This is a genomic window from uncultured Brachyspira sp., from assembly GCF_944393015.1.
Lineage (GTDB): Bacteria > Spirochaetota > Brachyspiria > Brachyspirales > Brachyspiraceae > Brachyspira.
In genome coordinates this window covers 1-15,399 of record NZ_CALXYQ010000007.1, presented here as the reverse complement: position 1 = coordinate 15,399, position 15,399 = coordinate 1, and the positions used below count along the sequence as shown (strand labels likewise).

Sequence of the window (15,399 nt, the reverse complement as noted above, 5' to 3'; positions counted from 1 at the left end):
AAGGAGTACCTTTAGGTATGGTATTGGCACAAAGAACCTATATCCTTGACAGGCTCGGATACGCTTCGCGAAAGACTGCATTTGACGAAGTCCGCCTTCGCTCTGCGTGCCTGTGGCAAGGGGTAACCTAAATTTTAGGTATTATCACACATTTAATATATATTGTAATAATATAAGGTTGTAGCACTTGCGTTTTTTGCAACTTTTTTGTGCGGCAAAAAAGTTGATAATATATCTATAAAAATATATAAATTGACGAACTATATTTTTTAAGTATATACCAAAACTTTTTAATTTATAAAATTATATTATCATTACAAAGTACATTTGCGATGTTGGAATAATGATAAGTATTTATTTGATAAAGCGGCGGGAAAAAGAACGATAAAAAATTAATAAACTTAAGATTTTTAATATAAATAAAAAAATATCTTATATAATAAGGGATTTATCATGAAAAAAAAATTAGTATTAGCCTATTCAGGCGGTTTGGACACTACAGTTATTATACCATGGCTTAAAGAGAATTATGATTATGATGTAATCGCTGTATGTGTAGATGTTGGTCAAGGTACAGAAACTGACGGTTTAGAGGAAAGAGCTTTAAAAACTGGTGCTGTAAAATACAGATTAGTTAAATGCGAAGATGAGTTTGTTACAGATTATATTTATCCTATAGTTAAAGCTGAAGCTACTTATGAAGATAAATATTTACTTGGTACTTCTGCAGCAAGACCTTTAATAGCAAAAAAACTTGTTGAGGTTGCTTTGGAGGAAGGTGCTACTGCTATAGCTCATGGTGCTACAGGAAAAGGTAATGACCAAGTAAGATTTGAATTAACTGTTAAAGCATTAGCTCCTAACTTTGAAATCATTGCTCCTTGGAGAGAATGGAATATATCTTCAAGAGAAGAAGAAATCAAATATTTGGAAGACAGAAATATAGAAGTTCCTATGAAGAAAGATGATTCTTATTCAAGAGATAAGAACCTTTGGCATTTATCACATGAGGGATTAGAGCTTGAAGATCCTGCTAATATGCCTAATTATGAAAGACTTCTTAAATTATCAAACACTATAGAGAATGCTCCTAATGAAGGTCAGTTTGTAGAATTAGAATTTGAAAAAGGTATACCAACTAAAGTAGACGGAAAAACTTTCTCTCCTTCTGATTTAGTTAAATACTTAAATGAGATAGGCGGAAAGCATGCAGTTGGTATAGTTGATTTATTAGAAAACAGAGTAGTAGGAATCAAATGCAGAGGCGTATATGAAACTCCAGGAGGCACTATTCTTTATGCTGCTCATAGAGAAATAGAACATTTATGCTTAGACAGAGAAACATTATATTTCAAACATGTAGTTTCTCATAAATTAACTGATTTAGTATATAGCGGAAGATGGTTTACTACTTTAAGAGAGGCTTTATGTGCATTCATTGATAGCACTCAGCAAACTGTAACAGGAAAAGTAAAATTAAAATTATACAAAGGTAATATTATACCTGCTGGTGTTACTTCTCCTTATTCACTTTATAATCAGAGCTTAGCTAGCTTTACTACAGGCGAATTATATGATCACCATGATGCTCAAGGCTTCATAACATTATTCGGATTGCCTTTGAAAGTTAATGCTTTAATGAAAGAGCAAGCTAAAAAAATGGGGTTAAAATAATTAATTATGAAAGAAAAATTATGGGGGGGACGCTTTTCTAAAGAGCTTAACAAGGAAGCTAATGATTTTAATTCCTCATTATCTTTCGATTGTAAGATGTACAAAGAGGATATATTAGGAAGCATAGCACATGCAAAAATGCTTGGAGAATGCTCAATAATTCCTCTTGAAGAAAGCGTAACTATAATAAATGGTCTAAAACAGATTTTAGATGATATTGAAAATAATAAACTTCAATTTGATTTTGAATTAGAAGATATACATACTCAAGTTGAAAGATGGCTTATCGATAGAGTAGGTGAAGTAGGAAAAAAAGTTCATACTGGAAGAAGCAGAAATGATCAGGTGGCACTTGATTTGAGAATGCATTTAAAAAACAAAGTAGAGAATATGAAATCTTTAATATTAGATTTAATTTCTACATTGGTAAGCATTCAAAAAGATCATACAAAAACCTATATGAGCGGATATACACATCTTCAAAGGGCACAGGTTATAACATTTGCACATTATTTAGGTGCTTATGTTGAGATGTTTAAAAGAGATTTTGACAGATTGACTGATGCCTATAAAAGAATAGATGTTATGCCTTTAGGTGCTGGTGCTTTGGCTTGTTCCACTTACAAGATAGACAACAAAAAAACTGCTGAAACACTCAATTTCAAGAATGTTATGCTTAACTCATTGGATGCTGTATCTGACAGGGATTTTGTTATTGAGGTGGAATCTGCTTTATCAATAATAATGATGCATTTAAGCCGTTTTTCTGAAGAGCTGATATTATATTCTACTTCTGAATTTAAATTCGTAGAATTTGATGATGAGTTTACAACAGGTTCAAGTTTAATGCCTCAAAAGAAGAATCCGGATATACTTGAACTTATTCGCGGAAAGACTGGAAGGGTTTACGGAAATTTATTTTCTATATTGACAGTGATGAAGTCTTTGCCTTTAGCATACAATAAAGATATGCAGGAAGACAAAGAGGGTATATTTGATTCTTTAGAGAATGTTAAGAATTGTTTATCAATACTTCCTAATGTATTAAAAACAATGAAAGTTAATAAAGATAATATGCTTAATTCTGTTAATGAAGGATTTTTGAATGCTACTGAGGTTGCCGATTATCTTGTAAGAAAGGGTATGCCTTTCAGAGATGCACATGCTGTTTCTGGACGTCTTGTAGTATACTCAATAAACAACAATAAAAATCTTTCTACTCTTTCAATAGAAGAATATAAAAAAGAGTCTGATCTTTTTGAAGATGATATTTATGCTTGTATAACACCAGAAGCTCAGGTTTCTAACAAGACAATGATTGGAAGCCCTAGTGAGAATGCTGTTTTAGAAGTAATAAAAATAAACGAAGAGTGGCTCAAATCAAACGGAAGATAAATTTATTATTAAGTAAATAAAAAATATAGAACAAGGGTACTATAAAAAAATGGTGCTCTTGTTTTTTTATTGCATTTTTTATTACATGATTTTTAACGCACGGTGAGCAAATCTAAAAATATAAGTTTAATTATCAATTCAATTTACATCATATATCAAAATCAATTCAGCGTGCGGAGTGAGCATTATAAATTTAAATAACACTTGGGCGGGTGTGCTTTTTCTAATTTGGCTTTTAATATAAATAAAATTTTTAATTGAAATTAATACTATAAAATTGAAAGGGCGGGGCTTCAAAATAAATCAAAAAAGTAAAATTATTATATTATTAGATAAATTAAAAAATTATATCAACTTTTTGGCTTCGCCAAAGTTGCAAAAAGACAAATGTTATATTGAAATGTTATACGATAATTAATCTTTAGTATTATATTAACAAATTGATATAAAATCTATTTGTTATATTTAGTATTAAAATTGAAAAATATATAAAATAATATAGAATCATAAAAAACAACAAGGAAACATAATAATGAAATACAAGCCTCAAACAAAAGAAGAGTTACAAAAGTTAGTAGAAAATAATAATGTTTACTTGGGTGATATAGATACAAGTTTAATTATTGATATGAGTATATTATTCAAAGAATCAACAAGAAAAAAATTTGACGGTATTGAAAATTGGGAGACTTCTAATGTTATAGATATGCATGATATGTTTTTTAATTGCAGAACATTTAATATTGATATATCAAAATGGAATGTATCTAATGTTGAGAATATGGCTTGTATGTTTTTCGGTGCTGAAGAATTTAATCAATATATAGGTGATTGGAATGTTTATAAAGTTAAAGATATGAATAGTATATTTTTTGATTGCAAGAAGTTTAATAAAAATTTAAATAGCTGGAATGTATCCAATGTTGAAAATATGAGCTTTATGTTTTATGGGGCATCATCTTTTAATCAGCCTTTGAATAATTGGAATGTAAGTAATGTTAAAAATATGTATGGAATGTTTAGCGGATGTAAAAAATTTAATCAGGATTTAAATAGTTGGAATGTATCTAATGCTGAGAATATGAGCTGCATGTTTTTTGAGGCAGAAAATTTTGATCAATCTATTAGTAATTGGAATGTAGTTAATGTTACTAAAATGTATAGCATGTTTGAGAGATGTAAGAATTTTAATCAGAGTTTGAATGATTGGAATGTTTCTAATGTTACGGATATGAACAGCATGTTTAAATGTGCTGAAAATTTTAATCAGCCTTTAAATAATTGGGACACTTCTAAAGTTGAAAATATGCGTTCTATGTTTGAAGAGGCAGAGAGATTTAATTCTGATATAAATAATTGGAATACAAGCAATGTAAAAGATATGAGCAATATGTTTTGTAAATGTAAAAGTTTTAATCAGCCATTAGATAAATGGGATACTTCAAACGTAGTAAATATGAAATGTATGTTTTTTGAGGCAAAAAATTTTAATCAAGATATTAATAATTGGAATGTAAGTAAAACAGAAAATATGCTTGGTATGTTTGAGAATGCTTATAATTTTAATCAGCCTTTAAATAATTGGGATACTTCTAATGTTTTATATATGAACTATATGTTTTTTAATGCAAAAAGTTTTAATCAGGATATTGGAAGCTGGAATGTTTTTAGTGCAATTTATATGTCATATATGTTTAGCGGTGCTGAAAGTTTTAATAAATCTATAGAAAATTGGATTATTAATGAGGCTTGCTTTATTGATGATATTTTTTCTGGTGCTTCTTCTTTTAAGAATGTTAAGTCTATATTAAATATTTATTTTTTATCTAAAGGAAATAATAGAAAAAAACTTTTAGCTATGCTTGAAAACTGCAATATAAAAGAAGTTTATAAAGAAGTTTTGAAATATAATAAACTTAAAGATTTTATAAAGAAACTTGAAAATACTTATTATGATGAATTAAAGGAACTAATTGAAAATAAAGAGAGTATTATATTAGAATATAAAAAAGCTAAAAAAATAGAATTAAAAGATAATGAAAAATATAAACCTAAAAACAAAATAGAATTATTAAAACTAATAAAAGAAAAAGTAAAATATGATAAAATAGATACTAGCTTAATAACTGATATGTCAGGATTATTTCAAAATTCAAAAGTTAAAAAATTTGACGGTATTGAAACTTGGGATACTTCAAATGTAGAAGATATGCATAATATGTTTAAAGGAGCTGTATATTTTAATCATAATATAGAAAATTGGAATGTATCTAAAGTAGAAGATATGGCTTATATGTTTGAAGGCTGTACTAGATTTAATCAGCCTCTTAATAATTGGAATGTTTCTAATGTGAAATATATGAATTTTATGTTTTCACATTGTATTATTTTTAATAATGATTTAAGTAATTGGAATGTTAGTAATGTAGAAATTATGAGCTTTATGTTTGAAAGTGCATATTCTTTTAATCAGGATATTTCTAAATGGAATATAAGCAAATTAAAATATGCAGATGCTATGTTTAGGTATGCAAAAAGTTTTAATCAGCCTTTAAATGATTGGAATATGAGTAATGCTGAATCTATAACCTCAATGTTTCAATGGGCTTCAAATTTCAATCAGCCTTTAGATAAATGGAATATGTCTAATATTAAATATATATCATTTTTATTTGATAACTGTATTAATTTCAATCAGGATTTAGAATCTTGGAAATTAGGAGAAAATGTTAATATGAAATATGCTTTTTCAAATTCTCCTATAGAAAGTAATCCTCCTTCTTGGTATAAAAGTTAAAAATAATTTATAGCGGATTGTAATATACTTTATAAATTGTATATACTGAAAATTTTTAAGTTTGTCAATTTTTTTGTTGTTCTTTTTCCCGCAGCAAAAAGAACCAGACGAAGTCCGCCTTTGGCGTGACACATAGGAAGTACGCCTCGCTGTGCGTGCCTTCGGCAGGCGAGAACCTATATCCTCGACAGGCTCGGATACATTTCGCGAAGAACTGATTTTTGACATAAAATTACTGTATTATATTACATTTAACATGTATTCTTAAAATATTAAGCTGTAGTATATGCGTTTTTGCAACTTTTTTGAGCGACAAAAAAGTTGATAATATATTTACAAAATATAAAAATTGACAAACTTAAAAATTTTCAGTATATATTAGATTAATAAGCGATATTAATAATCATTTAAATATTCTAAATTAAAAACTTTTGAGACGTTGAAAATTTTAATACTTTAAATATAAAGTTTATGTTAAAAATATTTTTGAACAAATTAGAAAATGTGAAAAATAATTTACTATATTATCTTTTTAATTTTATAATATCAGTTTCATTTTCTTTTTTATATTCTTTCTCTTCATTTGAATTATTTATTATTACGAATTGGCATTTTCTGTCTTTATCATTATATTCAGATGAATGAGTAGAACCATATCCTATATATCTAAGTCTATCTTTATCTATACCTTTATCCACTAATTTATCAAATATAGCTTTTGCTCTATTTTCAGATAAATATATATTATAATTAGAATCTCCGCTGCTGTCGCTATGTCCTTCGATGATTAGATTAATATCTTGATTTTTGTTTAGATATTTACAAATTTCATCTATGCCTTCATTATATTCATTTTTTAATTCATAAGAATCAAAATCAAAAGCTATTATATTAGCTGTAACAAGAATTTCATTATCTTCTTGTTTTACAACTTCTGTTTGCTTTATAATTTGAGGCTTTTCCTTTTCAATAACATCGTTATTTGTGCGTTCTTTTTCTTCTGTTTTTTCTTCTATTATCTGTTGTTCTTGATTATTTCTATATTCTTCTTTTTCTTTTATAGAATCTGCTACAGTTGTAATATCATTTTCTTGTGTATATGTTTTTGAAGCTGTTTTTGTAGCCTGACTATTATCATTATAAAGTACTGCATGAAGCTGTTTACTGAAAGCTAATACCACAACATGTTTGTCATTAGTAGAACATGAAACTGCAAAAATTAATAAAAATATTAAAGGTAAAAATTTTTTTATCATAATTAACCTTCTTAAAATACAATTATTTACTTACCTTATTGTAAATCTAGCTCCAAGAAGCACCTCATGAGCATCACTGAAACCAAATCCCAATAAATACCTATATCCTAAATCCAAAGCAAACCAATCAAGTATATTATACACCAAACCTGCATTAATTCCAAATGCAAAAGAACTTCTAGTTATAAGAGCTTTTCCTATATCATCATAAACATGATGCATTTGATATAATCTGTTTCCGAAAGATAATCCGAAATATATACTCATATTAGGAACTCTGCTGTAAAGAGCCCTTGTGCTAAGATTATCTAATTCATTATTTCTTACAAAAAATATATTTATATCATAATATACGCTTGCCATTATACTTTGCATCCAAGTTTCTTTTTTACCAATTACTCCATGAAACATATATTCAATGTCAAGTCTTAAAGGCACTAATCTAGTTTTTCTAAATAAATCATATCCAACAGCAAAACCGCCGCCTATATAATTATTTTTTTCAAGGAAAGGAAGTTTTCCTAACTCTAATCTATTTGTTTTATTTAGAGCCTCATGTTTAAAATTAATTTTAGGGGCTATATAAACACCTGAGAAAATTGCTGCAGAAAGACTTTTACTTGAAAAGGCAACAATAAAAAATAATAATATAATTACTAATCGTTTCATATAACAACCCTTTTATTTTAAATAAACAAAATTTTTTCTAAGTAAATTATTAGTATTAAAAATACTGTTATTAAATAAACTGCTATTCATACCTAAACTATTATTAAAATTATAATAGCTGTTAGAATTAAGTTTGCTTTTTTCTCCTAAATGACTTTGAGGAGGATAAGCAGGCATTTGAACATTCTGTACCGGCATTATAATCATAGTTGATGTTTGGCATGAAGCAAGTGCAATCAATATTAATAATAATAAAGCTATTTTTTTCATAAGTATTATTTCCTAAGGTCTGGTATTGGAAATCTTGCTGCTATAGCAAATTCATGTGATAAAACACTATCCAAACCATATAATATTCTGTATCCTATATCCAAGTTAAGGAAGCTAGTAACATATATGTCAACTCCTACAGCACCGCCTATTGCAAATGTAGGGCTAGGCACTGTTACAGTAGCTTTAACTCTTCCATTTTCTTCAAACCATCTGTCATAAGTGTTTGCATTTATTTTTGTACCCATTAATAGTCCTAAATATAAAGACATTATTGGAGTTCTGCTATATATTTCTTCAGCTGTAACAGTTCTTAATTCACTCTTTTTTATATGATATATATGCATGCTGTAATAAGCTGCAGCTAATATAGAATGCTGAGACTGTTTTACTATATTTCCTGCATGATAGTTTCCAGTCATACCATCTTTGAAAGTATATTCTAATTCTAATCTCAAAGGTATGTTTCTCTGGTATCTATAGAAGTCAAAGCCTGTAGAAAAACCTGCTCCAAGATAATTATTTATAATGTTCTGATTCTTATGATTTTTAAAACCAGAATCATTGAAATTATATATAACTTTAGGTGCTATATAAAATGCATCTATTATTGGAAACAAAGATGAACTCATAAAGCAAGTTATTATTGATATTAATAAAATTTTTTTCATACTAAAAACCTTACAAAACATTATCAATTATTAAAAAGATATACCTATAGCTAATCTAGGAAGAGGTATTAATCTTATGCCTGGTGTAAAAGAATATCCTATATCAAGTAAAGATATATCTATAAAAGGACGAACTTCCCAATCACTACCCATTTGAGAAAATAAATCTATTCTAAATCCCATTTCTCCGGATATATAGAAATCATAAACAGTAGTAGTTTTATATCTTGTAGTTCCATCAGATCTTAATTCTTTACCATTAACTATCAATGTAGTCATACCAACTTTAGGAAGAAGGAAAAAACCGCTAGGAGTATTACTTTTATTAAAGTAAAATCTTACTCCTATAGAAGCAGGTATAGCTATTGTACTTCCATTATAAAACTTAGATATAGCACCTGAGTTTATAATATTTCCGGCACCATCTCTAACAGGTTCAGAATAATCACCATAATGAGTATCAAAAGCATAAAAACCTAATGTAGCATCTATTGATTGTTTAGGGAGATAAGTATAGTTATATGTTAATCTTATTCCGAATTTACCATCATAAAATTTACCGCTGGCACCTTCTTTAGTTTTATATATTAGTTCAGTTATAAGAGGCATAGTGCCCATAGCAAATAATGTAGTACCAAAATCTATACCTAAAGAATGCTTCAAATAATCCTGAGCATTAACTATATTTACTGATGTAAAAATTAGTACAGATATAAAAATGATAATTTTCTTTATATTCATAATTCAAACCCATTAAAATCTTAAACTAAATCCAATTCTAGGAAATAATGCAAATCTTATATTTGCAAGATATTTTGCCCAATCTGGGAAACTGCTCCAAGCAGGAATATTGAATGCAGAGAAACCAGCAGTCAAAGAAGTAACCCCGCCTGTTACAGTATTATATACATTCTGAGTCCAAGGTCTTACATAATATCCTATTTCAAGTATCGCTATATCTATAGTTGGTTTTACTCTCCATTCTTTAGTAGGGAATAATTCTATATTCCAGCCCAACTCATAAGAAATATATAAAGCAGCATCATGAACTGTATGCTCTGTCTTTATACCAGTAAGTCCATTATCTGTAGTTACAGTATAGAAGAAAGCATCTATTCCGAAACGAAATGCATTATAGAATTGTCTTTTAGGCCCGTAAAATTTTACTCCGAATGTTACAGGCATAAATATAAATGATGCATTGAAAGTTGTATCTTTACCAACAACACTAGTATAACTTCCATGTCCTAATGCTTCTAATAATTTTCCTGCATTTTCTTTTGTTATAGTCAAATCATAAGTGCTTGAATAAACACCTATTCCTGTTTCCAAGGCTATTTGATTATGAACAAATAATGAATATGAAATAGCAGGTATATACCAAGCAGAACCTTTAGCATCAGCATAATCAAAATATTTATTGATATCTCCTAAATTGATGCCGGCTAATCCGCTTAGATTTGCAGCATTATTTACAGCAGTATTGAATAATAAAGGATAAAAAACAGCACCGCCAGGATTTAAATTGACGCTTATCATTTGTCTTCCTTTTATCCAACTGTAATCCTCTCCTGTTACTTCTGTAGAAAGAGGAAGTCCTTTAGCAGAAGCATAGGCATTAAAACAAAATAAAACAGATAATAATATAAAAATTTTTTTCATAATAAGAACCAATATATTTTATTTAATAGCTTCTCCGGCAGTGAATCCGCCTTGAGAATTTTTTAATATACTTTCAATTTCAGCTTTTTTATCAGCAGGTAAATTAGTACCTTTTAATATTTCATCAGAATTGCTTAAATCTATTTTATCAGCACCTTTATCTATAATAGCAGATACCAAATTTCCAACAACAGCTTCTCCGCCTTCTTTATCTAGAACATCAAGTATAGCATCTACTGCTTTTTTAGCTTCATCATTCATTTTTACAACATAAAGTTCATCTCCTGCAGGAGCAGCCATTATGTATCCGCCATTACTATCTTTGTATATTCCGCCTATACCTAATACAGGTTCTTCAAAATTGTAGCTTCCGTTAAGACTACCGGTACTTCCATTAATAGTAAGATTATTTCCATTAGCAGATGCACCAGCCCAATTACCGCTTTGCATTTTTGAAAGTATTAAATCAGCTCCTGGTTTAGTAATCTTTACTCCATAATCTTTTGTACATGATATCATTAAAATTATAGATATAAGTGAAATAATTGATAGTGTTTTCATAGCATATTTCCATAAATTAAAATATTTTTTATAATATTTTAATATTATAAATCACTAAGTAAAATATTACAATTTTAAATTATATGTTTTTATATATTTTTTTGTGTTTTTTTACATTTTTGTTATTTTTTTTAGTTTTTTTTAAAAAAACACAATATTTATTTTACATTTTCTATTTTTTTTTGATTACAAATTTTATAATGTATGTTAGTTTTATTAAAATTGTATTTAAATTTGTTTTAAATGAAAAATAAAACATATATTTTGTGTAATTTTTAGTGATATAATAAAATTTTTTATGTATATATTTGTATAATAGTGATTCTTTTATAATTAAATTTTTATAGGGTTAAAAATATTATGTATTAGAATTTTGTATTATTTCATACTTTTTTGTTTTTCTTTTTTATCTATTATAGACCTGCTGGCTAATTCATTTTTTATATCATTAATGGTAATGCCTTTTTCCACCATTAAAACTAAACTATGATAAAGCAAATCTGACAATTCATATATAGTTTCTTTATTGCTGTCATTCTTAGCACCTATTATAACTTCTGTACATTCTTCACCTACTTTTTTTAATATTTTATCTATTCCGCTATTAAATAAATAAGTTGTATATGAGCCTTCTGTTTGATTAATTTTTCTTCCCTTTATGAGTTCATAAAGTTTATCAATAGAAAAATCTTTATAATCTTCTTTTGAAAACACTTCATTAAAGAAACAAGATTCGCTTCCTGTATGACAAGCAGGGCCATCTTTTATAACCTCTATAACTAAAGCATCATTATCGCAATCACTTTTTATTGATTGTATATGCTGATAATTTCCAGATGTTTCTCCTTTTCTCCATAATTTTTGTCTGCTTCTGCTATAGAAACAAGTCTTTTCTTCTTTGATGCTTATTTCAAGACTTTCTTTGTTCATATATGCTAGGGTTAAAACTTCTTTTGTATAATAATCTATAACTATGGCTGGTATTAAACCTTTATCATCGAATTTTAATTTTGATATTTCGTTTTGATTTATATTGTTCATAAATAATTCCTAAAATATTATTGATAGTAATTATGCTATAAATATAATTTTTTTGCAATATTTTATATTGAATTATATTGCATTTAATTAAGATTTTAGATGTTGTTTTTATAATTTGAAAATATATATAATTTATTAAAAAAATGTTATATTTAATTATATAATTAATTTGATTTTAATAATTTTTTATTTAAAAAATATAAAAAGTTAAAAAATATAATAATTGCAAAGTGATAAATTTGAAGTATTTATTAGCGACTAATAATAAGAAAATATTAGTGAAAATATTAAAAAATAGTAAAAAAACTATTAAATACTATTGATTTTTTTGTATAGTTGCTTTATAATGCTCTCACTTTCATAAAAGCGATTAAAGCGTATAGTATGTTTTTCTCACTATTAATTAGGTTTTAATACTATAATTGCTCAGTTGATATACTGTTTCGTGTTTGAAGTTTAATAAAAAATATTAATATTGTCATTCCTTGAAACGGATTGGCTTGTAAAAAAATAAAGAATTAGAGGTTTTGTATTTTATGCCTACAATTAATCAATTAGTAAGAAAAGGTCGCAAGCGCATAATAAATAAAACAAAGTCGCCTGCATTAATGAAATGTCCGCAAAGAGAAGGGGTTTGTACTCGTGTAACAACAACTACACCAAAAAAACCTAACTCAGCTATGCGTAAAATTGCTCGTGTAAGAGTAACTAACGGTATGGAAGTAACAGCTTATATTCCTGGTATAGACCATACATTACAGGAACACAACCGCGTACTTATAAGAGGCGGAAGGGTCAAAGACTTACCTGGTTGTCGTTATCACATAGTTCGCGGAAGCCGTGAAGCTACAGGTGTAGAAAAGAGAATGAAAGCTAGAAGTAAATATGGTACTAAGAAACCAAAGGCTTAATGGAGTAAAGTAATATGGCTAGAAGAAGAAGAGCACAAACTAGAAAAATAGATGCTGATCCAGTTTATGGAAGCGTTGTTATTAGTAAATTTATAAATAAGCTAATGTATGACGGTAAAAAAAGTAAAGCTGAAAATATATTTTATAAAGCTATGGATTTAGTTAAAGAAAAAACAGGTAAGGATGGTTTAGAGGCTTTTAATGAAGCTATAGAAAATATTAAGCCTCGTGTAGAAGTAAAATCAAGAAGAGTTGGCGGTTCTACATATCAGGTTCCTGTTGATGTAAGACCAGACAGACAAAATTCTTTAGCATTCACATGGCTTATAGATGCTTCTAGAAAAAGAGGCGGAAGAAGTATGGTAGAACGTTTATCAAATGAAATAGTAGACGCTATAGATGGTAAAGGTCAGGCAGTAGCTAAGAGAGATACAGTTCATAGAATGGCTGAAGGTAACAAAGCGTTCGCACACTTCAGGTGGTAATTTTAAGGAGAATATTTAAGTGGCACGTCAAATTTCGTTAGAAAACACACGTAATATTGGTATTATGGCTCACATCGATGCTGGTAAGACTACTTTAAGTGAGCGTATATTATTCTTTACAGGTAAAACACATAGATTAGGTGAGGTTCATGAAGGTGCAGCTGAAATGGACTGGATGGAACAGGAAAGAGAAAGAGGTATTACAATCACTTCTGCTGCAACAACTTGTTTTTGGAATGGTCACAGAATCAATTTGATAGACACTCCGGGACACGTTGACTTCACTGCTGAGGTAGAAAGATCTTTAAGAGTATTAGATAGTGCAGTAGGTGTTTTCTGTTCAGTAGGTGGTGTTCAGCCTCAAAGTGAAACAGTATGGAGACAAGCAAGTAACTATAAAATCCCTAGAGCTATTTTTGTTAACAAAATGGATAGAATAGGTGCTAATTTCTACGCTGTTTTAGATCAAACTAGAGATAGATTAAAAGCTAACAGTCACCCTATAGTTATACCTATAGGTGCAGAAAGTAATTTCGAGGGTGTTGTTGACTTAGTAAATATGAAAGAAATAATTTGGGTTTCTGAAGACGGCATGAAAATGGAAGAAAGAGAAATCAGACCTGAATTAAAAGAAAAAGCAGAAGAATATAGAAATTCATTATTAGAAGCAATCGTTGAATATGATGATGATGCTATGAATAAGTTCTTTGAAGGTGAGGAAATTGATGTTCCTACTATAAAAAGACTTATAAGAACAGCTACATTAACAGCTGACTTCTTCCCAATGTTCTGCGGTACAGCATTCAAAAACAAAGGTATTCAAGTATTAATCAATGGAATAGTTGATTATTTACCATCTCCTATAGATAAGCCTGAAGTGGAAGGTACTGATTTAGATGGTAATGTTATAAAAAGAAAAATAGCTGATGATGAGAAATTCAGTGCATTAGCATTCAAAATAATGACAGACCCACACGTTGGAAAAATAGCATTCTTAAGAGTTTATTCTGGAATATTAGAATCTGGTTCTTATGTACTTAATGCTACAAAAGGTAAGAGAGAGCGTATCGGAAGAATACTTCAGATGCATGCTAACAAGAGAGAAGAAATTGAACAAGTATATGCCGGTGATATAGCTGCAGCAGTAGGACTTAAAGACACTACAACAGGTGATACATTATGTCCTGAAAATGCTCCTATCATCTTAGAATCAATTAACTTCCCAGAGCCAGTAATTAACGTTGCTATAGAGCCTAAAACAAAAGGCGACAGAGATAAAATGTCAATTGCTTTATCAAGACTTGCTGAAGAAGACCCAACATTCAGAGTTAGTTTTGATGAAGAAACAGGCCAAACAATCATCGCAGGTATGGGTGAGCTTCACTTGGAAATCATCTGTGATAGAATGAAAAGAGAATACAAAGTTGAGGCAAATGTTGGACGTCCTCAAGTATCTTATAGAGAAGGTATTAAGAAAACAGTTGAGGTACAAGGTAAATTCGTACGTCAGTCAGGCGGTAAAGGTCAGTACGGTGATGTATGGCTAAGAATCGGACCTAATGAACCTAATGCTGGATTCAAATTCAATAATGAAATCGTTGGAGGAGCAGTACCAAGAGAATACATACCAGCTGTAGAAAAAGGTTGTGTAGAATCTATGAATACAGGTGTTCTTGCTAACTATCCAATGCTTGACGTTGTAGTATCAGCATTTGACGGTTCATTCCACCCAGTAGACTCATCAGAAATGGCATTCAAAATTGCTGCTTCTATGGGATTCAAAGACGGATGTAAAAAAGCAGATCCTTATTTGTTAGAGCCTATGATGACAGTAGAAGTTGTAACTCCTGAAGATTATATGGGTGATATAATAGGCGACTTAGCTTCAAGAAGAGGACAGGTTCACGGATTTACAGATAAATCTGGTTATAAATCTATTAATGCTACAGTACCTCTTGCAGAGATGTTCGGTTATACAACAAGTATAAGAAACGTATCTCAAGGTAG

At 29.0% G+C, this 15,399-nt stretch carries 14 protein-coding genes; 6 read left to right on the top strand and 8 right to left on the bottom strand.

Features of this window, described 5'->3' with window-relative positions; translation table 11 throughout:
- The first annotated feature begins 453 nt into the window (after positions 1–453).
- The 3 genes from Q0K19_RS04075 (at position 454) to Q0K19_RS04065 (ending at position 5,866) form a co-directional block, all read left to right on the top strand.
- Positions 454–1,674 (top strand): argininosuccinate synthase, encoded by a 1,221-nt coding sequence (locus Q0K19_RS04075; protein WP_297245599.1) that lies wholly within the window; start codon positions 454–456, stop codon positions 1,672–1,674.
- Between the two features lie 6 nt (positions 1,675–1,680).
- A complete protein-coding gene (gene argH, locus Q0K19_RS04070; RefSeq protein WP_297245597.1) occupies positions 1,681–3,069 on the top strand; it encodes an argininosuccinate lyase in 1,389 nt (462 codons plus the stop codon).
- Positions 3,070–3,601: 532 nt separating this feature from the next.
- Positions 3,602–5,866 (top strand): BspA family leucine-rich repeat surface protein, encoded by a 2,265-nt coding sequence (locus Q0K19_RS04065; protein ID WP_297245595.1) that lies wholly within the window; start codon positions 3,602–3,604, stop codon positions 5,864–5,866.
- 524 nt (positions 5,867–6,390) lie between these two features.
- Here Q0K19_RS04065 and Q0K19_RS04060 read toward each other — a convergent pair.
- The 8 genes from Q0K19_RS04060 to hisIE form a co-directional block, all read right to left on the bottom strand.
- The gene (locus Q0K19_RS04060; protein ID WP_297245593.1) at positions 6,391–7,122 is read right to left on the bottom strand and encodes an OmpA family protein; all 732 of its coding nucleotides are present in this window, start codon (positions 7,120–7,122) and stop codon (positions 6,391–6,393) included.
- A gap of 30 nt (positions 7,123–7,152) precedes the next feature.
- Positions 7,153–7,791, bottom strand: a complete 639-nt coding sequence (locus tag Q0K19_RS04055; protein ID WP_297245591.1) for an outer membrane beta-barrel protein — start codon at positions 7,789–7,791, stop codon at positions 7,153–7,155.
- A 12-nt stretch (positions 7,792–7,803) separates the two neighbouring features.
- Positions 7,804–8,061 carry a hypothetical protein gene (locus Q0K19_RS04050; RefSeq protein WP_297245589.1) on the bottom strand — a complete coding sequence of 86 codons (258 nt, stop codon included), beginning with the start codon at positions 8,059–8,061 and terminating at the stop codon, positions 7,804–7,806.
- A gap of 5 nt (positions 8,062–8,066) precedes the next feature.
- Positions 8,067–8,732: a cell envelope biogenesis protein OmpA gene (locus Q0K19_RS04045; protein ID WP_297245587.1), complete on the bottom strand. Its 666-nt coding sequence runs from the start codon at positions 8,730–8,732 to the stop codon at positions 8,067–8,069.
- A gap of 30 nt (positions 8,733–8,762) precedes the next feature.
- Complete coding sequence (locus tag Q0K19_RS04040; protein WP_297245586.1) at positions 8,763–9,473, bottom strand: hypothetical protein; 711 nt, start codon at positions 9,471–9,473, stop codon at positions 8,763–8,765.
- Between the two features lie 12 nt (positions 9,474–9,485).
- Complete coding sequence (locus Q0K19_RS04035) at positions 9,486–10,394, bottom strand: hypothetical protein (RefSeq protein WP_297245584.1); 909 nt, start codon at positions 10,392–10,394, stop codon at positions 9,486–9,488.
- Between the two features lie 18 nt (positions 10,395–10,412).
- Entirely contained in the window at positions 10,413–10,955 is a 543-nt protein-coding gene (locus Q0K19_RS04030) for a hypothetical protein (RefSeq protein WP_297245582.1), read from the bottom strand.
- A 378-nt stretch (positions 10,956–11,333) separates the two neighbouring features.
- Positions 11,334–11,996: a bifunctional phosphoribosyl-AMP cyclohydrolase/phosphoribosyl-ATP diphosphatase HisIE gene (gene hisIE / locus Q0K19_RS04025; protein ID WP_297245581.1), complete on the bottom strand. Its 663-nt coding sequence runs from the start codon at positions 11,994–11,996 to the stop codon at positions 11,334–11,336.
- A gap of 536 nt (positions 11,997–12,532) precedes the next feature.
- Between hisIE and rpsL the strand changes: the two genes are divergently transcribed.
- From rpsL to fusA, 3 genes are all read left to right on the top strand, one after another.
- Positions 12,533–12,907, top strand: a complete 375-nt coding sequence (gene rpsL / locus Q0K19_RS04020) for a 30S ribosomal protein S12 (protein WP_020064458.1) — start codon at positions 12,533–12,535, stop codon at positions 12,905–12,907.
- 14 nt (positions 12,908–12,921) lie between these two features.
- On the top strand, positions 12,922–13,392 hold the full coding sequence (gene rpsG, locus Q0K19_RS04015; protein WP_297245576.1) for a 30S ribosomal protein S7: 471 nt from the start codon (positions 12,922–12,924) through the stop codon (positions 13,390–13,392).
- Positions 13,393–13,411: 19 nt separating this feature from the next.
- Positions 13,412–15,399 (top strand): elongation factor G (fusA, locus tag Q0K19_RS04010; RefSeq protein WP_297245573.1); only part of this gene is annotated, 1,988 nt, incomplete at its 3' end.